18 protein-coding genes are annotated in these 18,547 nt (G+C 54.5%); 12 read left to right on the top strand and 6 right to left on the bottom strand.

What is annotated here, in order from left to right:
* Window positions 1-9 precede the first annotated feature (9 nt).
* From ACCW76_RS00420 to ACCW76_RS00430, 3 genes are read left to right on the top strand one after another with little or no spacing between them, the layout of a single operon-like run.
* A complete protein-coding gene (locus ACCW76_RS00420; RefSeq protein WP_436337673.1) occupies window positions 10-1,011 on the top strand; it encodes an ABC transporter permease in 1,002 nt (333 codons plus the stop codon).
* Window positions 1,012-1,022: 11 nt separating this feature from the next.
* Entirely contained in the window at window positions 1,023-2,030 is a 1,008-nt protein-coding gene (locus tag ACCW76_RS00425; RefSeq protein ID WP_436337412.1) for an ABC transporter permease, read from the top strand.
* A 32-nt stretch (window positions 2,031-2,062) separates the two neighbouring features.
* Window positions 2,063-2,602, top strand: a complete 540-nt coding sequence (locus tag ACCW76_RS00430; protein WP_436337413.1) for a GNAT family N-acetyltransferase — start codon at window positions 2,063-2,065, stop codon at window positions 2,600-2,602.
* On the opposite strand, the gene ACCW76_RS00435 is transcribed toward ACCW76_RS00430, so the two are convergent.
* Genes ACCW76_RS00435 through ACCW76_RS00450 form a run of 4 tightly spaced genes read right to left on the bottom strand, consistent with a single transcriptional unit; the run spans window position 2,599 to window position 7,640 of the window.
* Window positions 2,599-3,555: a sugar-binding transcriptional regulator gene (locus ACCW76_RS00435; RefSeq protein ID WP_038646961.1), complete on the bottom strand. Its 957-nt coding sequence runs from the start codon at window positions 3,553-3,555 to the stop codon at window positions 2,599-2,601. The two genes, ACCW76_RS00430 and ACCW76_RS00435, sit on opposite strands and share 4 nt — an antisense overlap.
* Window positions 3,556-3,578: 23 nt before the next feature.
* Entirely contained in the window at window positions 3,579-4,517 is a 939-nt protein-coding gene (locus ACCW76_RS00440; protein ID WP_045833395.1) for a sugar phosphate isomerase/epimerase family protein, read from the bottom strand.
* A gap of 2 nt (window positions 4,518-4,519) precedes the next feature.
* Entirely contained in the window at window positions 4,520-6,046 is a 1,527-nt protein-coding gene (locus ACCW76_RS00445; protein ID WP_436337414.1) for a glycerol-3-phosphate dehydrogenase, read from the bottom strand.
* Between the two features lie 10 nt (window positions 6,047-6,056).
* Complete coding sequence (locus ACCW76_RS00450; RefSeq protein ID WP_231638464.1) at window positions 6,057-7,640, bottom strand: FGGY-family carbohydrate kinase; 1,584 nt, start codon at window positions 7,638-7,640, stop codon at window positions 6,057-6,059.
* A gap of 379 nt (window positions 7,641-8,019) precedes the next feature.
* Between ACCW76_RS00450 and ACCW76_RS00455 the strand changes: the two genes are divergently transcribed.
* The 8 genes from ACCW76_RS00455 to ACCW76_RS00490 all read left to right on the top strand — a co-directional run bounded on the left by ACCW76_RS00455 (window position 8,020) and on the right by ACCW76_RS00490 (window position 15,825).
* Window positions 8,020-8,673, top strand: a complete 654-nt coding sequence (locus ACCW76_RS00455; protein WP_436337415.1) for a DUF2291 domain-containing protein — start codon at window positions 8,020-8,022, stop codon at window positions 8,671-8,673.
* Complete coding sequence (locus tag ACCW76_RS00460; protein ID WP_436337416.1) at window positions 8,670-10,208, top strand: sugar ABC transporter ATP-binding protein; 1,539 nt, start codon at window positions 8,670-8,672, stop codon at window positions 10,206-10,208. The genes ACCW76_RS00455 and ACCW76_RS00460 overlap by 4 nt, the downstream gene beginning before the upstream one ends.
* Window positions 10,209-10,230: 22 nt before the next feature.
* Window positions 10,231-11,286 (top strand): ABC transporter permease, encoded by a 1,056-nt coding sequence (locus tag ACCW76_RS00465; RefSeq protein ID WP_436337417.1) that lies wholly within the window; start codon window positions 10,231-10,233, stop codon window positions 11,284-11,286.
* Between the two features lie 69 nt (window positions 11,287-11,355).
* Window positions 11,356-12,303 carry a D-ribose ABC transporter substrate-binding protein gene (locus ACCW76_RS00470; RefSeq protein ID WP_034823484.1) on the top strand — a complete coding sequence of 316 codons (948 nt, stop codon included), beginning with the start codon at window positions 11,356-11,358 and terminating at the stop codon, window positions 12,301-12,303.
* Window positions 12,304-12,467: 164 nt separating this feature from the next.
* The gene (locus ACCW76_RS00475; protein ID WP_038646971.1) at window positions 12,468-13,334 is read left to right on the top strand and encodes a DeoR/GlpR family DNA-binding transcription regulator; all 867 of its coding nucleotides are present in this window, start codon (window positions 12,468-12,470) and stop codon (window positions 13,332-13,334) included.
* A gap of 227 nt (window positions 13,335-13,561) precedes the next feature.
* Window positions 13,562-14,605 carry a catalase family peroxidase gene (locus tag ACCW76_RS00480; RefSeq protein WP_436337418.1) on the top strand — a complete coding sequence of 348 codons (1,044 nt, stop codon included), beginning with the start codon at window positions 13,562-13,564 and terminating at the stop codon, window positions 14,603-14,605.
* Window positions 14,605-15,156: a cytochrome b gene (locus ACCW76_RS00485; protein ID WP_045833400.1), complete on the top strand. Its 552-nt coding sequence runs from the start codon at window positions 14,605-14,607 to the stop codon at window positions 15,154-15,156. The genes ACCW76_RS00480 and ACCW76_RS00485 overlap by 1 nt, the downstream gene beginning before the upstream one ends.
* A 78-nt stretch (window positions 15,157-15,234) precedes the next feature.
* The gene (locus tag ACCW76_RS00490) at window positions 15,235-15,825 is read left to right on the top strand and encodes a TetR/AcrR family transcriptional regulator (protein WP_436337419.1); all 591 of its coding nucleotides are present in this window, start codon (window positions 15,235-15,237) and stop codon (window positions 15,823-15,825) included.
* A gap of 15 nt (window positions 15,826-15,840) precedes the next feature.
* On the opposite strand, the gene ACCW76_RS00495 is transcribed toward ACCW76_RS00490, so the two are convergent.
* A complete protein-coding gene (locus ACCW76_RS00495; RefSeq protein WP_038646979.1) occupies window positions 15,841-16,041 on the bottom strand; it encodes a hypothetical protein in 201 nt (66 codons plus the stop codon).
* Between the two features lie 318 nt (window positions 16,042-16,359).
* Here ACCW76_RS00495 and ACCW76_RS00500 point away from each other — a divergent pair, with 318 nt between their 5' ends.
* Window positions 16,360-16,569 carry a glycine zipper 2TM domain-containing protein gene (locus ACCW76_RS00500; RefSeq protein ID WP_038646981.1) on the top strand — a complete coding sequence of 70 codons (210 nt, stop codon included), beginning with the start codon at window positions 16,360-16,362 and terminating at the stop codon, window positions 16,567-16,569.
* Window positions 16,570-16,649: 80 nt separating this feature from the next.
* Here the strand turns inward: ACCW76_RS00500 and ACCW76_RS00505 are convergent, their stop codons facing one another.
* Window positions 16,650-18,020, bottom strand: a complete 1,371-nt coding sequence (locus tag ACCW76_RS00505; RefSeq protein ID WP_436337420.1) for an amidohydrolase — start codon at window positions 18,018-18,020, stop codon at window positions 16,650-16,652.
* Between the last annotated feature and the right edge of the window lie 527 nt (window positions 18,021-18,547).

Consider the following 18,547-nt stretch of genomic DNA (forward strand, 5'->3'; position numbering starts at 1 on the left):
GTCGTGGATATGATGAAACTGTTCAAAGCGCGTGAGACCCTGCTGCTGGTGCTGATCGTCGTGTTGTCGATTGTGATCACCAGTATCAATCCCAACTTCATTAGCTTTGATAATCTGACCGACCTGCTGAAGTCCTGGACCGTGCTGGGCATCTTTGCGTTAGGTGTCTTACTGGTGCTGATTTCCGGTGGGTTTGACGTTTCGTTTACCGCCATTGCCCAGGTAGCGCAATATGTGGTGGTGTTCTGGTTCCTGCAACTTGGGCTCGACAATATCTGGCTGGCAATAATATGTGCACTGATTCTCGGCGCCTTAATGGGATTGCTGAACGGCATCATCATCTATTACTTCAAAATCACGGCCATTATCGTCACGATTGCCACCAACAGTCTGTTTTACGGCACACTTTACGTCGTGACGCAGGGTGATTTGATTTACGACTTGCCGCCTTCACTGCTCAGTCTGGCAGAGATAAAAATCTTCCCGTTACAGGCGGCAAACGGCGCCTGGTATGGCTTAAGTCTGGTGACCTGTTTGTGGTTTGCCCTGGCGATATTCCTGCATCTGTTCCTCAAACACACCGTACTGGGGCGCAGCATATACGCGGTAGGCGGCAATGCGCTGTCTGCCGAACGCGTGGGTTTTAACCTGCGTCGCACCACCTTATTCATTTATACCTTTGTCGGTGCTATTTCCGGATTTGCCAGCATAATCCAGGTATCGATTGTGCAGACGGTGATCCCTAATTCCATTGTGGGTTCTGAGTTGCAGGTGATTGCGGCCGTGGTGCTGGGGGGGGCATCGGTCACTGGCGGGCGCGGCAGCGTGGCAGGAACGCTGTTAGGCGTATTGCTGTTCGCCATCCTCAGCAACAGCCTGACGCTGCTGAAAGTCTCACCTTACTACTACAACGTCTTCACCGGTTTGGTGATTCTGTTTAGCGTGTCACTGAATGCGCTGCAAATTCTTCGACAGAAAAGGGCGCAGGTGCGCGTGGTGGTGGAACAATGAGGAGCAAAGCCATGAAAACTTACGCGCCCGCACGCCTGCGTCTCAGTGCTGTCATTGCGGAGAATCTGTCGCTGTATGTGGTGCTGATTGCCGTATTTATCCTGATGTTCGCACTCAACGGTGAGAAGTTTGTTCGCACGCAGAACCTGATATCGATGGCCTATCAATTACCGATAGTCGGTTTACTGGCGATTGGCATGATGATTTCAATGCTGTCCGGCGGGATCAATCTCTCCATCATCTCAACGGCGAACCTCAATGGCATTATTATCGCGCTCGTGCTGCAAGCCCTCTCCTCACAGGGCATGAAATTGGCGGGGATCGAACTGGTGATACTCGCTGTGCTGCTCGGCTTTATTGCCTGTCTGCTGGTGGGCGTGATCAACGGCTTGCTGATAGCGATCCTCAAGATCCCCGATATTTTGGTCACGCTCGGCACCATGACGTTAATTGCCGGGTTGAATGTGGTGCTGACGCGCGGTTATACGCTGTCGGGTTTCCCGGATTCATTGTTGAGTCTGGGTAATGGCGTCAGTTTCGGTATCCCTAACGCACTGATTTTGTTCGTCGTGGCAGCCATTATTGCGTCAGTGGTGCTTAATAAAACCCGATTTGGTTTTAGCCTGTATATGATGGGTTCAAACGCGACGGCGGCACAATACGCCAACGTCAACCTGGTAAAAATCACCGTGATGCAATATGTGTTCTCTTCAACGTTCGCAGCGCTGACCTCGCTGGTGATGATGGGGCAACTGAACTCGGTCAAAGCCAGCTATGCGGATTCTTATTTGCTGGTGGCGGTACTGGCCGCGTTTCTCGGTAAAGTGAGTCCGTTTGGCGGTTTCGGCCGTGTTTCGGGTGTTGTCCTGGCGGTGATTATCCTGCAGATGATATCCAGCGGATTAAACCTGCTGCGTCTCGATCCCTTTATGATCACCGCGACCTGGGGGGCGATAATTATCGCAATTGTGGTGTTCCGGGGCTTGTTCTCTCAGATTAAACTGCGTATGAGTAAATAATTAAAACATCAACATCGCGAATTCAGGATTCAATGTTCCCTAACATCACCTCTAAAAGACTGCAGTATCGCCAGTTAGCTGCCGATGACTGGCGATTCTTTCTCTCGCTGCAACAGGATGAGCGCGTGATGCGCTATGTGGCCGATCCGCAGCCTGAAGACGAGATTCGACGTGACAGGTTCGAGATAAGATTGCCGCGCTGGCAAAAAGGCAGTGCACATTGGCTCTGTCTGGTCATCATAGAAAAGGGGCACTCTGCGCCGTTAGGCCTCACCGGATTGATTGATCGCGGTGCAGGTATAGCGGAAGTCGGTTTTTTACTGGCAGCAGAGGCTCAAGGCAAAGGATTGGGTTCGGAATCACTTCACGATATCGCGCGTTATGCGCTGAATGAACTGGGCTTTCGCAAGCTGATTGCCACTGTGACCGCTGGAAATGAAGCCTCGCGCAGGACACTATTAAAAGTGGGATTCCAGCAGGAGGGCACCTTGCGGAAAAGCTATCATCTCGCCGGTGAATGGCGGGACGATTGGGTCTTTGGATTATTCGCGGACGAATGGAAGCCACTCTAACCTGCGATTAACGCCTGTGCCGTTAACTCATCGGTAATTAATCCCGTCACCAAACCGCTGGCCAATACCGCGCGGATCGCGTCGACTTTGCTTAATCCCCCCACCAACGCCACAATCTCGGCGCGGTGGGCAAGCTCTAAATCCACCGACAGCGTGCGCGCCGTCAGGCTGTTGTGAATCATCTGCCCGCTGGCGTCAAAGAAATGACCGAGCAGCTCACCGACAGCGCCAGAAGCCGAGATATCGTTGATCTCGGCTTCATCAATCATGCCGGCTTCAACCAATTGCGCGGCCGGTTCCACGGTCCCGATCCCCACCAGTTTCACCTCGCTCTGTGCAGCCATGGCAAACACTTCGCTGACGCCGCGCTGTTTAAGCAGCACGTCGCGGTCTTCCTGAGTATTGGCAAAGAACGGCACCGGCATCATATACGCCTGCGCACCGGTCTTTTCGGCAATGCGATGCATGACATCGTGGGGATTGAGCGCATAGTTGCGCGTCAAACAGCCCAGCAGCGAAACGAAGCGCATATGCGGGGCGTCAATGCGCGGGAGTTGGTGAATAGCTGCGGAAAGGGTGCGACCGTGTCCCAGCCCCAGGGTGATCGCAGGCTGTGACGTGAGTAGATTGCGCAGGTAATCCGCGCCCGCCATACCCAGCGTTCGTACCGGCAATCCCTCTTCACCAAGGTCAGGCGCAACGTGGCAAAAACGCAGTCCGTGCTTTTCGCGCAGCTGATCTTCCAGCGCCACGCACGCCATGATATCGCCATCAATCGACACCTTCACCGCACCCTCCGCGACCATTTTGGCAATCATGCGATGGGTTTTGACAGACGGTAATCCCAGACGTTTGGCGACTTCAGCCTGGGTCAGGCCGCCCACGTAGTGCAGCCAGGCGGCACGCAGGGCTAAAGAGTCATCGCGTTCAGCGGGAGTAGGAGCCGGTTTCATGTTTCATTTCCTGATCAATAGGCTTAGGAAGCCAGATGCAAATCCTGCACGCCCGTATCAATGTGCGATGCCCAAAACGCGACGCTTTCCGCGATATCCGCCACCACCTGGCGGTCAGTGGGTTCACGCTCTTTAAAACTCAGTTCGAGGCAGATTTCGTTATCGTGCGCGCCGCCGCGCGCCAGCGCGTCCAGCAGCGGCTGGGGCTGAATACGGCCGCCCGCATTGTACTGCAATGTGAAGGGTCTGTGGCCGCCTTTGTCCATCATGCTTTGTTTTATATGAATAATCGGCGAGTAGCGCGGCACCGCTTCTGCCCACGCGTAAGGGTCGTAATCACGCGGGTCGGTTGAAGTCACATCGCCGTGATCGATATCCGCCATCATCCACATCGGCAGGGCAAAGGACTCACTGCTCAAACGCTGCTGCAGTGCGAGGCAAGCCGGAATGGTCTCACCAAACTCGCGTCCGATGCTCATCGGTTCCCAAAACAGGTACTTCAATCCGGCGGATTGGGCATGTTCCGCTACCTCGGCCCAGCAGTCTATCGCGATCTCGATCAAGGCATCCCGCCGCGTCCTGTCGTTGAAATCCTGCTGGGTGAAAATGGCGAACTGCGATCCGACCGCCTCGCCGCCCAGTTCCGCAGTGATATCCGCGAAGGTTTTGAACCAGTCAACGTAGTAGCGCCGCACTTCAACGTCCGGATGACCAAAATGATTGAGGCGGCCATAGGGGCCAGTCATACCCGAGGTCACGCGCACCCCGGTTTCTCGCAGCGCTTTCTGCATCTGGCGCGACATGCGGTTGATGGTGGCGGCTGGCCAGCCGGGATTAATAAATTCATGAGTTAACTGCAGATCGCGGATACGGATCTGTTGTGCCACGGTGTGAATCAGATCCTGCGGATCGGCAAAACGATTCACCAGTGGGTTGGTATTGAGCGAAAGCGTTAACGGCATGATTACGCCTCCTTACGCAGCGGCACGGCCGCAGCATAGGTCGCGTCAAACCATTGGCTAAAGGCCTGCTGCTGCACTGCCGTCAGATGCAACTGATGCTTGGTGCGACGCCACAGCACATCCTCCGCCTGCTGCGCCCACTCATTTTCCACCAGGTAGCGCACTTCGGCTTCATATAACTGTGCGCCGAAATGGCGGCCCAGATCGTTGAGCTCACGAGCGTGACCCAGCACTTTCTCAATGCGCGTGCCATACAAACGCGCATAGTGTTTGCGTAGCGGCGCCGGTAACCATGGCCAGCGCGTTTTCACTTGCTCAAGGAAACTTTCGAAATCGCCATTTGCCATATCACCGCCCGGCAAAGTGGCCTCGCGTGTCCAGTCTTCTCCCATATTGGGGAAGAAGGGCGCGAGCTTCTGGATAGCGTGTTCTGCCAGCTTACGGAAAGTGGTAATTTTGCCACCAAACACATGCAGCAGCGGGGCGTTTTGCTGATCGTCGAGATCGAACACGTAGTCACGCGTGACGGCAGAAGGGTTACCTTTGCCATCGTCAAACAGCGGACGCACGCCCGAGAATCGGGTAATCACATCGCTGGCGCGCAGTTTCACTTTGAAGTAGCGATTGACCACATCGATAAGGTACTGCTGCTCGCTGTCATCGGCGGTCACCGCTTCCGCTTTGCCTTGCCACGGAATATCGGTGGTGCCGATCAGGGCTTTATCGCCTTCATAAGGGTTGATGAAAATGACGCGTTTGTCGGTGTTTTGCACCAGATACGCCTGCTGGCCTTCCCAGAATTTCGGCACGATGATGTGTGAACCTTTAACCAGACGCACGCTGCGATTGCTTTTGGTCTGCGTGACCTGATTGACGATATCCAGTACCCACGGCCCGGCTGCATTCACCAGCACTTTGGCGAATACCGTGCGCTGCGCGCCGCTGGCCGCATCCTGAAGGGTCACTTCCCACTTGCCGCTGATGCGTTTGGCGGAGACACAGCGGGTGCGCGGCAAAATCGTTGCGCCGCGCTCCGCGGCATCCACCGCATTGAGTGCGACCAGGCGGGCATCATCGACCCAGCAATCGGAGTACTCGAAGCCTTTGCTGTAACTATCGAGGATCGGCGCGCCTTCAGGATCGCGCATCAGATCGAGCGATCGCGTGCCGGGCAGCTTTTTGCGCCCACCTAAGTTGTCATAAAGGAACAGCCCCAGACGCACCAGCCACGCCGGACGATCGGACGGGCTGTGCGGTAACACAAAGCGCATCGGCCAGATAATGTGCGGCGCGGCATTCAGCAACACTTCACGCTCGATCAGCGCCTCACGAACCAGGCGGAACTCATAATATTCAAGATAGCGCAGCCCGCCGTGTACCAGTTTGCCCGAGCGCGAGGAGGTACCCTGTGCAAGGTCGTCTTTTTCACACATCATCACGGACAAGCCGCGCCCGGCCGCATCACGTGCGATGCCCGCGCCATTAATGCCACCGCCAATGACAAACAGATCCAGCGTATTTTCACTCATGGTGTACTCCTTAAAACTTATTCAGTGCATGCCAGGCGGCAGGGAGATCGCTGCGGATCTGCTGATAATGGGGAAACAGTTGGTTATAACGCTGCGACAGTTCAGCGGAAGGCGGTTCAGGCGCATCCAGCAACGGGCGCACCCAGGTTTCCACGCACTGCGCCATCGAGGGATAGGCGCCAATCGCCACCGCTGCCATCATCGCGGCGCCCGCTGCACCGGCTTCATCACGCTGGCTGATACGCACCGGCGCGCCAATGCAGGAAGAGAGGATCTGGCGTAGCGGCTGGGAACGCACCGCACCGCCCGTGAGACGAATCTCACCCGGCAGGGTGCTGCCCATCGCCTGATAACAATCACGCGCGGCCATACCGATGCCTTCAATCACACCACGCACCAGGTCGGCAAAATTATGCTGATAGTTAAGTCCGGTGAAGCTGGCGCGCGCGTCGGCGTTGACGAACGGCCCGCGTTCACCGGCAATCGAGATGTAGGGATGGAACAGCAGGGTGCCGGGTTCAGCTTTGTTGAGCCACTGGTCGATATGTGCCACCAGCCGCGCATGATCGATTTCACAGCCGAATCCGCTCAGCAATTCACTGGCCACATTCAACAACCAGTCGAGATTAAGGGTAGACGCCATATTGGTTTGCACCTGCGTCACATAGCCCGGCCAGGGCAGCGGAATCACATAGCCAGTTTGCGCAGGATTCAGCCACACCTCATCAATGGTCACGCTGCGCAGATGCACGCCGGTAGAGCCGACAATTGAGCAGGCGGTATGGGCTTCGCCGGTGTGCACGCCTGCGCCCAGCGCGGTCATCGCCATATCCACATAACCCAGCGATATCGGTGTGCCCGCGCGCAGGCCGGTGAGGGCTGCGGCCTCAGCGGTCAATGGATGGGTGATTTGCGTGCCATCAATGATTTCGGGCAGCAGATGGCGGCGATGTTCCAGTCCCAGCGCCGCGATGACGGTGTCGTCATAACGCTGGGTGCGAAAGTTACCAAAGGTGAAGCTGGCCTCAGAAGGATCGGTGGCACGTACGCCCGTCAGATTGAGGTAAAGCCAGTCTTTGCAATGCAGCGCCACTTCGCTGTTCGCCAGCAGATCCGGAAAGTGCTGGTCCATATGCGCCATCTGCGAACCCTGCTGGCAGGTATTCAGCCCGGTGCCCGTGGCCTTAAAACGCTCGGCTGCAAGGGCGTGCTGGTTTAGGGCATCGACGGTGTGTGCCGCACGCGCATCCAGCCAAATCCAGGCATCCTCCACCGGCTGGTTGTTGGCGCCGACCAGCCAGGTGCCATCGCCTTGTGCGGTGACAGCCACGGCCACCACGCGGGAAGAGAGGTTTTCCACACGCTCGCCCAGTTTCCTTATCGCGTCCACGGCATCTTGCCAGGTCTGCGTCATGGATTGCTGCGCGGCACCGCCTTCACTGCGGTAATAGCGGTTACGCACGGAGGCGCACGCCAGCTGTGTGCCTTCCAGATCAAACGCCACCGCTTTCACCACGGAGGTGCCGGAATCCAGACCCAGAATGATATCGCTGTTACCCACGTACACCTCCGAAGGGAAGAAAAGTTGACCCATCACGTCGTGTTAATTCCCTGTGATGAATTTGCTAAATAATGTCTTACACCACTTCCCATGGAGATAACATATCTCGTGTATTATTTTTCGATAAAACGAATAAATTTCACCTCAGTTAGCGAGTTTGATCACGAAAATGGCGGTGGTAGACGACAGGATGAAATGAGATATCACAAGAATAAGGCTTGTATGGCGGGCCTTTATTAGCTGGCTAGGCGCTAGGGTGTGAATTTAGCGATCCAGATCGCGCTCCTGAAAAATTCGTGAACCCTCTGTTGACAATTTAGTCACATCAGCACAATCCTCATCACAAGAGTTATCACATTTATAACATTTAATGCGGCGATTATCGCAGCAGATAACAGTGAGAGGTCACGTTATGTCCGATGTCTCAATGCTGGCACAGCAGCTCTCCCGAAAGCGCATTCGCCGCTACAGCATCATCGGTGTTGTGGTGGTTGCGGTGATTGCCGCCATGGCCATTGACACAAAAGTGGTGAAAATCGGTTCCGGGCAAGATGTGCAAGAGCAAGGTTTCTCGCCGGATAGCTACGGGGAGAAAACCTTCCCCGGTATTCAGCAGGATGTTGAAGCGCGTGCGGTGGATGCAAAAACCCTCGCCGATGCATTGAAAGCCAATCAACAAGCCGCGGTACAGCAATACGGTGTGGGTTCGCCGCTTCCGGTCATCCCCGTCAAGCTGGAGGGGGTGGTTCAGTCAGGGCAGATGGGCATCTTCCCGCTGAAAGTGGCCGGCTTACCGGAAGGAAATGTGATTCGCCTGCAAACGGGCCCGGCTATCACCGGCACCGACTTGCGTGATGCCAGCGGAAAAATCCAGTTCGGTGATTTTACCAACCAGATTGAGTATCAAAACGCCGGTTCGGCGATCAATCGCGCCATGAAAGCCAAAGTACTGGATAAGTTGGATCGCGATGCGCTGCCCGGAAAAACCGTTCAGGTGGTGGGGGTGTTCCGGTTGCTCACGCCGAATAACTGGATGGTGACGCCAGTCAGTCTGGAGGTGAAATGAAACCGTTCAACGTTAACCCGGCGCTACTGAAAGGCGAAGTGATCCTTGAAGCGCGCAACATCAGCAAGATCTATGGATCGACCCATGCACTCAAGGGCGTGAATTTTGAGATCCGTCGCGGTGAAGTCACTACGTTGTTTGGTGAAAACGGCGCAGGCAAATCCACGCTAATGAAAATTTTGTCAGGCGTGATTACGCCAACATCCGGGGAAATTCTCTACAACGGCGAAGAGAAAGTGTTTCGCTCCGCCACTGAAGCACGCGATTGCGGCATCTCGATTATCCATCAGGAGCTGAATCTCGCTCCCAACATGAACGTGCGCGACAACATCTTTATGGGGCGCGAAATCATGAAGCCGGGTGGGGTGGACTACGCGGAAGAAGCCCGCATAACCGCCCATCTGATGGCGGCGCTGGAGGAGGAAATTGATCCGCTGACGCCGGTGGAAAACCTGCGTCTGGGCCAACAACAGATTGTCGAAATCGCCCGCGCGTTGTCGGTGAATTCACAGATTCTGATCATGGATGAACCGACATCGGCGCTCAGTGCTGCGGAAGTGGCGGTGCTGTTCCAGGTGATCCGCGATCTCACCAGTCAGGGCGTGGCCATTGTTTACATCTCACATCATCTCGAAGAGGCACTGGAGATCACCGATCGCGCCGTGGTACTGCGTGATGGCGTGATGACCGCGTACGCGAAACGCGATGAGATCGATCTCGAATGGATCGTGCGCAATATGGTGGGCGACCACTTTGACCTGGGTTCGCCCCCGCAAGGGTATGACTTTGGCGACCAGGCGTTGACTGTGCAAGACCTGACGGTGAAAAGCAAAACCGGGATTCGGCTGGTGGATAACCTCTCGCTGGCAGTGAAAGCCGGTGAAATTGTCTGCATCTATGGCCTGATGGGCGCGGGGCGCACCGAACTGCTGGAGTGTATCGCCGGGCGTATTCATCAAAGCCAGGGACACATTTTGCTGCAAGACACCGATGTCAGCGGCTTAACCATTCAACAGCGCATTCAAATCGGCCTTGCGTTGGTACCGGAAGATCGGCAACGCGACGGTCTGGTGCAAACCATGTCAGTGGGCGAAAACCTGTCGCTCGCCAGTATCAGCGAATTTGTGCGCGGTCTGGTGCTGTCACCACGGCGTGAAAAGCAGCTGGTGACAGACAGTATTCGCAACGTGACGGTGAAAACCGCTGGCGGTGAGGCGGCCATCGGTTCGCTTTCCGGTGGCAATCAACAAAAAGTGGTGATCGGCAAAATGCTGGCCACCCGTCCAAAAGTGATCCTGCTGGATGAACCCAGCCGCGGCATTGATATCGGTGCCAAAGCGGAAGTGTTTCGTCTGCTGGCGGAAAACGCCAAAAAGGGGCTGGCGGTGGTGTACACCACCTCGGAAGTGGGGGAATGCCTGAGTATTGCGCATCGCATTGTAGTGATGAGCAAAGGGCGCATTAACGCCATCTTCGATTCCAGCGTGAGTAAAGAACGCATTATGGCCGCTTCAGGCGAGTCTCTGGTGGCATGACATGAAAAACGGAGCAAACGGTATGACAGACAGAACACACACGCTGGATTCGCCGCCCGTCGCGAGTAAAAAGAAGGCCGATAAAAGTCTCAATCTGGCGCGATTGCTGCTGGAAGGGCGTGCGTTTATTGCGCTGCTGGTGATTATTGTCACTTTTTCCCTGCTCTCGCCTAACTACTTTACCGGCGCCAACTTCCTGACCATGGCATCTCACGTGGCGATCTTTGGCTTACCGGCGATTGGCATGCTGCTGGTGATCCTCAATGGCGGGATTGATTTGTCCGTGGGCTCGACGCTGGGTCTGGCCGGGGTGATGGCCGGCTTTATGATGCAGGGCATCAACCTTGAAGCGCTGGGCGTGGTGCTGTATCTGCCGGTGTGGGCGGTGGCGATATTAACGCTGGTGATCGGGGCGCTGGTGGGATTGGTGAATGGCGTGCTGATTGCCTGGTTCCGCGTTCCAGCGTTTGTTGCCACGCTCGGCACCATGTATGTGGCACGCGGTATCGCATTGCTGATCACCAATGGTCTGACCTACAACAAACTCTCTGGAAGTGATGCGCTGGGCAACACCGGCTTTGACTGGCTTGGCTTCAATCGCATCTTCAATATCCCCGTCGGTGTGTTGGTGCTGGGTGTAGTAGCACTGGCCTGTGGTTTCCTGCTGAGTCGTTCGGCGTTTGGCCGCTGGCTCTATGCCTCTGGTGGTAATGAGCGCGCCGCCGATCTTTCCGGCGTGCCGGTGAAACGCATCAAGATCAGCGTTTACGTGTTGTCGGGTATCTGTGCCGCGATGGCGGGACTGGTGCTCTCTTCACAGCTCACCTCAGCCGGCCCAACGGCGGGTACCACCTATGAACTGACCGCGATTGCTGCGGTGGTGATTGGCGGAGCGGCCCTGACCGGTGGTCGCGGTAATGTGCGCGGCACGCTGCTGGGCGCTTTTGTAATCGGTTTTCTCTCTGATGGCTTAGTGATTATCGGCGTTTCTGCCTACTGGCAGACGGTGTTCACTGGCGCCGTGATTGTGCTGGCGGTATTGCTCAACACCCTGCAATACGGCAAACGCAGTCGCTAACTCACGCGCGCTGTCTGGCAGCGCGCGGTTATCCGTAAAACCTGTACCCTAAATAATAACGGAGCACCTATGTTCACAAAACGTCTGTTTATTGCTGCCGCAGCGATGGCTATCACCACCTTCGCTGCACCGACCTGGGCGGATAACGGGTTGATGACCATCATCGTCAACGATCCTTCCAACCCTTACTGGCTGACAGAAGGCCAGGTCGCGCAAAAAGCGGCTGAAAAACTTGGCTACAGCGCAAAAGTCAGCGCGCACAAAGGTGATACCAACACCGAAAGCCAGCTGATTGATACGGCGATCACCAACAAATCCAAGGCCATCATTCTTGATCCGGCTAACGCCGACGGTTCTGTCGGTTCAGTGAAAAAAGCCATCGCGGCGAACATCCCGGTGTTTATCATTAACGCCGAGCTGAACCAGAGCGGATTGGCCAAAGCGCAGTTGGTTTCTAACAATGCGCAGGGCGCGGCGGTGGGCGCGATGGAGTGGGTGAAACAGGTAGGCGATACCGCCAACTATGTTGAATTAGTGGGCCCGCCATCCGATAACAACGCGGCAACACGTGCCAATGGTTTTGATACTGTGCTGTCACAGTACCCGACGCTGAAGAAAGTGGGTCAGGAAGTCGCCAACTGGGACCGTACCCAGGGCTTCAACAAGATGCAGTCACTGCTGCAGGCTAACCCGAATATCAAAGGCGTGATTAGCGGCAACGATGAAATGGCGCTGGGGGCGATTGCCGCGTTGAAAGAAGCCGGTAAGCTGAACCAGATTAAAGTGGGTGGTTTTGATGGCTCGCCGGATGCCGTTGATGCCGTAAAAGCCGGTACTCTGGCGTATACCGTAATGCAGCCCGTGGCGCAGTTCGCGCAGAAAGCGGTAGAGCAGGCTGACAGCTTCCTGAAAACCGGTAAAACCGGCGCAGCATCGGAAAAACAGCTGTTTGACTGCATTTTGATCACCAAAGAGAACGCGGGTAATTTCGTATCACCGTTTGTATTGAAGCAGTAATGCATGACGTGCGGCTTTCGGGCCGCACACTGCTCAGCGGACGCACTCCGGTGCGTCGCTGTAACCCTTCTCGTGAGTCCAAACACCACATCATTTGCAAAAGGCGCGTTTCCGCGTTGTAATCACCTGGAACCCGCATTTCTGCATCACTTTCTGGACGAAATATGGCGCACAACCCGCAGGACTCTTCTCTCAACGTCTTCATGGCCGAACCCTTACCCAGCGACAGTCGTCAGGCGCGGCAGTTGGCGCGACGCCAGTTAATCGCGGAAGCCGTGATGGCAGAAGGCGCAATTCGCATTGAAGATATCACTGACCGTTTCGGCATCAGTCTGATGACCGCGCACCGTGATATTGATGAGATGGTCGAACGTGGATTGCTGCATAAGTCGCGTGGGGTGGTCTCCGCCACGCCAACCAGCCTGGTCGAGTCCAGCGATATCTACCGTGCGACGCGTCAACTGGAAGAGAAGCAAGCCATCGCTGAAGTGGCTGCCACTTATCTGGAGCCAGGACAGGCGATTTTCCTTGATGATTCCACCACGGTATTGCAGATGGCTCGCCTGTTACACGCGCGCGCCCCGTTAACGGTGATCACCAACTCACTGACGCTGATGAATGAGTTACGCAACGGGCGCGATATCACGCTGATGGGATTAGGCGGTCAGTTTTATCACTGGTGCAATGCGTTTATGGGCCGCATGACGCGAGAAGAGATTGCCAGTCTGCGCGCCGATGTGTTCTTCGTCAGTATGTCTGCGATCATTGATGACACGGTCTTTCATCAGTCAGCTGAAACCGTCGAAACCAAACGAGCGATGTTTGATGCTGCACAGAAACGTATTTTGATGATGGATAACACCAAATTTGAACGCCGGGCGCTGCATCGTTTTGCCCATCTCAGCGAGTTCGATGTGGTGATTGTCAACCAGGGTACGCCGGTGCCCGTGCTGCGACGGATGCAGGATCTGGGCGTGAACGTCGTGGTTGCGCCCATGAAGATCCACACGACCCCACGCGAAGAAGTCTGATTACCCCTGCGAATTTATTCCCTCAGATAACCGGAGGTGCTCACGGTCGGCCGCGACAGTGAGGCTTCTGCCTGTGCAAATGCGTTTGACAAGACAACCTACCTACTAGTAGATTGAATGCTCAGCACCTGCCACCGTCAACCAGGACGGCGCAGTTGATTACCACGCGCTATTGATTCGGCTCGGGTAAGTGCCTTGTCTTAATTTATGCCATGTTGAGCGAACCTATGAACAAGCCTTCTCTTTCGACCGGCCAGACACTCACCCGTCTGGCCGCTATTGCAGTGGTACCATTGATAGTCATCGCGTTATTTCTCTGGGCTGGCGGCTGGTTAACACCGAATAAGTTGACCTCCGATAAGCTCATTACCGTGCTACAAAAATCAGGCGGGGAGCATCCCGGCTACCGACGCAATCATGCCAAAGGCGTCTGTATAAACGGCAGCTTTGCCGCTAACGGCAATGCCAGCGTGCTGTCGCGTGCCGGGCTGTTTGCACCGGGCGAAACCCCGGTGATCGGGCGCTTTGCTATTGCCGGTGGCAACCCGAACGCCCCGGATTATGCCGTGCCGGTGCGCAGCATGGCGTTAGCGTTTTACCAAAAAGATGGTCAACAGTGGCGCACTGGAATGAATGCCATGCCGATGTTTCCGGTGAAGAGTGTGGAAGGGTTTTACGATCTGCAAATCGCCACGCTCCCCGATGCTAAAACAGGTAAGCCCGATCCCGCGAAAATTCAGGCCTTCGTTCAAAAACATCCCGAAATCAAACCATTCTTCGGCTGGGCGCAACAGTATGTGCCTTCATCGAGTTGGGCGAGCGATCGCTTTAACAGCCTCAATGCCTTTAACTTTGTTGATTCGGCCGGTAAGAGCCACGTGGTTCGCTGGAGCATGGTACCGCACAGCGAGTATCAGCCAATCAATGCTGCGGATAAGAATGACAGCAACTTCCTGCAGAGCGATCTGCAACAACGTCTTGCTAAAGGGGCGCTGCAATGGGACCTGATTATCACCGTCGCTGATGCGCAGGACAGCAGTAGCGATGCTTCGATTGCCTGGCCAGCGGACCGGCAAACCATCAATGCGGGAACCCTGACCATCAACCAAACCACGCCACAGCAGCAGGGCGCCTGTAACGACATCAATTACGATCCGCTGATTCTGCCAGAGGGTATCACCGCTTCAGACGATCCGATCCTCAATGCACGTTCATCGGCTTATGCCAAATCCTACAACGCCCGTACCCGTGAACAGGCAGGAGCACACTGATGAAACACACAGAGACTTTCCATCCGGCGTTGCGCGCGATTCACTGGCTGATGGCTGCCGCTATTATGACCATGCTGTTTATCGGTGTGGCCATGGTCGCCACCGTATCGTCACTGCACAGCTTGCTCGTGGCGATCCACAAGCCGTTGGGCTTAATGATATTGCTGTTGGTGGTGGTGCGATTGTGGCTGCGTTTTACCACCGCTAAACCGGCCTTGCCGGAGACGTTATCAAACGGGCAAAAAGCGCTGGCACACCTTTCGCATTGGGCATTGTACGCAATGATGCTGGCGCAGCCTCTTATCGGCTGGGCGATGCTGTCGGCTGCAGGCTATCCGATCAGTCTGGGAGGCAGTCTGGTGCTGCCCCCCATCACGCCGATCAGTAATGATCTCTATGCCTGGTTGCGTCCGCTGCATAGCTGGGTGGCCTTAGCCTTGTTCATAACGGTCATGCTGCATCTTGCTGCCGCGTTGTTCCATGCGCTGATTCTGCGTGATGGTGTATTCAGGAGTATGACCGGCCGCCGTAAGCGTTCTGAAGCGCCTTGACATCCCGGCTGCAGGTCAGTAGGTTCAGTGCCAATTTACTGATTTGCAGCCATTTCATCTTTGCTGCCGGAGCCCTACATGACCGTTGAACGTTCGCCTAAAGCCACTGAAATCATTAACCACACCCGAGAGTTGCTCACTGCGGGTGGTTATAAAAGTTTCAGCTATGCCGATTTGGCAGAACGCGTGCAAATCCGTAAAGCCAGTATTCATCATCATTTTCCTGGCAAAGCCGATCTGGTGCTGGCCGTGGTCAATGATTATCGTGAGGAGGCGCGAGCCGGCATGGCCGCGACCAGTGAGCATTTCAGCGATGATCCGCTGGCTGAGCTGAACGGTTATGTGAATTTTTGGGCTACCTGCATTAAGGAAAACAACTCCCCGTTCTGTATTTGCGTGATGCTGGCAGTGGAACTGCCGACCTTACCGGAAGAAGTGGCGGCTGAAGTGACCGGACATTTCGCCGATCTGTCCGCGTGGCTGGCCGGTGTGTTGCAGAAGGGGGAAAAGCGTGGGGTGTTTATTCTGCGTGAAGGAGCGGAAATGGAAGCCAAATCGCTGATGGCCACGGTGCATGGTGCCATGATAGCCGCGCGCGCGTTTAATAACCCCGAACTGTTTTTACCCATGATTAAACCGGTGTTGAACAATCTGGTTATTACCGCCTAATTGCCTCGCGGAGATTTAGCCTCGCGACTCTTTCATCAGCAACAAAATCACTTTATCCACCAGATAAGGCGCCTGTTTATTTAATTCAGGGTCATCGCGTAACTGCGCGGCAATATTTAACGCAAAGTCGCGAAGGGTTTGTTTATCCGATTCCGTTGATTCAGCAGCCGAAGAACGGCAAACGGGATGTTGGTTGGGAAAATGAATCACACTCACGTTGCCCCCTGAAATATGTCGCTAAAGTCAGCTGAATAAACATTAATCTACTAGTTGGTAGGCTGGCAGTCAAGGGATGGATTCTCAGTAAAGCACCGCAGGTTTAAACGCCTCTCAATGCCCTGAAAGCGCTGCATCGGCTGGTTTCTCACCGCTTCGCCAGTACCGCCCGAAAATAGGAATTTTTACCTTTCGCCGTTTCACAAATCCTCTTAAATTAGCGCCGACGAGCAGTGCAAGTCGCCAACGATTTGGTGTCTTAACAACAATCAAATTAAAAACAATTGCATTCCATTTTTAATGGTAATGAGGATTTCGATGCTTTTAAAACGCAGCTGCAGTTTTGCCATTGTCGCTTTAGTCTGTTTATCGGTTACCGCTTGTGGCATGTCGCATCGTGGTCGTAATACGGCGATTGGTGCGGGTGTCGGTGCAGTGGGTGGTGCGGTATTAACCGGCGGCAGTACCTTTGGTACGCTGGGTGGTGCGGCCATCGGTGGTTTGATTGGTCATGAAGTGAGCCGTTGATCCACTCTGCTGATCTATTTCGTCGCGCACTGAATGCGCGACGAAATAAAATATTTTATAACGTCGTCTTTATTCTTCTATTAGATTTTCTTTAACTGGCCAAACACCTGTTTGCCGTTATGGAATGTCGCCATCACCGGTGCAATATGCGCCACGGCTTCTGCAGAACAACTCGCCGCGACCAACATCATCGTTGCGCTGTCCTGTGCCTTCGGCCACTGCTGTTCTCCCTGGCTATTCAGCGGCAGCACCTCATTGGTGGCAATACCCAAAGCACGACTCAATGAGAATTCATCCGGGCCACGATACAACTGCGCATAGACATTGGCTTTTTCCAGCATGCTGCCGCTGCCAAAGGGTTGCCAGTGGTCGGCAATGGTATCCGTGCCGGACCATACCGGCACGCCCGCTGCACGCAGTTGCGGCAATGGCATGATCACGCGACCAATCGGCACGGTTGTCGCGATGCTAAACTGCTGCGCTTTGAGTTCCTCGATCATCGCATCCAGTTCACTGCCCGATAACGTGCCCAGCGCAAACGCATGGCTGAGGGTGACTTTTCCTTTTAACTGCGGATTCTCGCGCACCGTTTTCAGCATATAGCGTATCGCGGCTACGCCGTGCGGCTCGGTTTCATGCAGGTGGATATCCACCGGCGCAGCAAAATCCAGTGCGATGCTGAACATCGTATCCAGTGACTTCTCCATCGCACCATCGACGTTGGTCGGATCCAGGCCACCGACATAATTGGCCCCCATTTTCATCGCTTCACGCATCATGCCTTCGACCTTTGAACGCAACAGCCCATGCTGCGGGAAGGCGACAATCTTCGCGGTAAAGTCCTGACGGTGATTTTCAATCGCCTGTTGTAAGTGCGCCAACCCATCCAGCTTACTGATCGGGTCGATATTACAATGGCTGCGCGCTTCGGTGCTGCCTTTGGACTGCAGTAAGCCAATCAGCTTTTCGGCACGTATTTCGGAGGTCGGCACAATCTCAGGAAGAATCTGCTCCTCCTGATGAATCATATCGATAACGCTTTTGCGCGGTAGCGGGGCGCGCCATCCATCGCCATAAAAGGTTTTATCGAGGTGAATGTGCATATCGCGTGTTGCGGGCAGCAGGACGTGTCCCGCCGCATCCCAGGCGGGGAGGGTGCTGCTGAATCCCGCGGCGTGGATGCCCGTGATTTGCGCGCCGTTGATTTCGATATCGTACAAACCGGTGCGCGTGGCGGTGATGACGCCCTTATGGCGCACATAGCCTTCTTCCAGGCGTACATTGCGCAACAGATAGTGGCTAACATCGATGTGCGTCAGGTTTTCAGGCGCACAGGCTGCCGCTACAGCTGTGCGGCCACTTAATCCGGCGCCGAGCAGCGTGCCTGCCGCCGTCAGTTTGATGCCAGCGGAAAGAAAGTCACGGCGGTTGCCGGAAGTCATGAGGCTCATACGTTATTTTCTCCTTGTAGGGGAGATTTACCCTAGAGGAGCGATAAGCGCTGTGCTGTGATTTTTTCCACTGATAACTATGGAGAAAAGTAATGACGCACCGTACAACATCGTTATCCGATGCGGACTGGCCGGAAGCATTATTTGTCTTAAATGAATCTTGCCTGGCTCATTCTCAATGTGACAAGTGTGCGCACGGTGTATCTTGAATGTTACGAGTCGGTATATTTAATAGAGCGAATTTTATAAATTCAATGACCCAGAAATTAAGTGTTCTGAAAGTGACAATTGTTTTTGGCTTGTTAAATTAAATCATGCCGACTGTTATTAAAATACAATAACTCAATACTTGTTAAAATTCCGTATTATTGATGTTGAGCGAATGTCTATGGTAATTGTCACTCTGCTAAATAGTAAGATAATCGCATCATTACGGCACATTCCCCGAGTTTTTCTCACTTCAGCGCTGCAAAATTAACGCACAAATCCACGCTAAAACCTTGAATTAAGTTGATAAAAATCAAAGT

This window comes from Pantoea sp. C8B4 (genome assembly GCF_051336905.1).
Taxonomy (GTDB): domain Bacteria; phylum Pseudomonadota; class Gammaproteobacteria; order Enterobacterales; family Enterobacteriaceae; genus Pantoea; species Pantoea rwandensis_B.

Excerpts from the sequence above, each read along its gene's own strand:
- ACCW76_RS00445 (WP_436337414.1), bottom strand. The coding sequence starts at position 6,046 with ATGAGTGAAAATACGCTGGATCTGTTTGTCATTGGCGGTGGCATTAAT.
- ACCW76_RS00460 (WP_436337416.1), top strand. The coding sequence starts at position 8,670 with ATGAAACCGTTCAACGTTAACCCGGCGCTACTGAAAGGCGAAGTGATC.
- ACCW76_RS00480 (WP_436337418.1), top strand. The coding sequence starts at position 13,562 with ATGAACAAGCCTTCTCTTTCGACCGGCCAGACACTCACCCGTCTGGCC.
- ACCW76_RS00425 (WP_436337412.1), top strand. The coding sequence starts at position 1,023 with ATGAAAACTTACGCGCCCGCACGCCTGCGTCTCAGTGCTGTCATTGCG.
- ACCW76_RS00435 (WP_038646961.1), bottom strand. The coding sequence starts at position 3,555 with ATGAAACCGGCTCCTACTCCCGCTGAACGCGATGACTCTTTAGCCCTG.
- ACCW76_RS00490 (WP_436337419.1), top strand. The coding sequence starts at position 15,235 with ATGACCGTTGAACGTTCGCCTAAAGCCACTGAAATCATTAACCACACC.
- ACCW76_RS00430 (WP_436337413.1), top strand. The coding sequence starts at position 2,063 with ATGTTCCCTAACATCACCTCTAAAAGACTGCAGTATCGCCAGTTAGCT.
- ACCW76_RS00455 (WP_436337415.1), top strand. The coding sequence starts at position 8,020 with ATGTCCGATGTCTCAATGCTGGCACAGCAGCTCTCCCGAAAGCGCATT.
- ACCW76_RS00500 (WP_038646981.1), top strand. The coding sequence starts at position 16,360 with ATGCTTTTAAAACGCAGCTGCAGTTTTGCCATTGTCGCTTTAGTCTGT.
- ACCW76_RS00420 (WP_436337673.1), top strand. The coding sequence starts at position 10 with ATGATGAAACTGTTCAAAGCGCGTGAGACCCTGCTGCTGGTGCTGATC.
- ACCW76_RS00475 (WP_038646971.1), top strand. The coding sequence starts at position 12,468 with ATGGCGCACAACCCGCAGGACTCTTCTCTCAACGTCTTCATGGCCGAA.
- ACCW76_RS00450 (WP_231638464.1), bottom strand. The coding sequence starts at position 7,640 with ATGGGTCAACTTTTCTTCCCTTCGGAGGTGTACGTGGGTAACAGCGAT.
- ACCW76_RS00485 (WP_045833400.1), top strand. The coding sequence starts at position 14,605 with ATGAAACACACAGAGACTTTCCATCCGGCGTTGCGCGCGATTCACTGG.
- ACCW76_RS00440 (WP_045833395.1), bottom strand. The coding sequence starts at position 4,517 with ATGCCGTTAACGCTTTCGCTCAATACCAACCCACTGGTGAATCGTTTT.
- ACCW76_RS00470 (WP_034823484.1), top strand. The coding sequence starts at position 11,356 with ATGTTCACAAAACGTCTGTTTATTGCTGCCGCAGCGATGGCTATCACC.
- ACCW76_RS00465 (WP_436337417.1), top strand. The coding sequence starts at position 10,231 with ATGACAGACAGAACACACACGCTGGATTCGCCGCCCGTCGCGAGTAAA.
- ACCW76_RS00505 (WP_436337420.1), bottom strand. The coding sequence starts at position 18,020 with ATGAGCCTCATGACTTCCGGCAACCGCCGTGACTTTCTTTCCGCTGGC.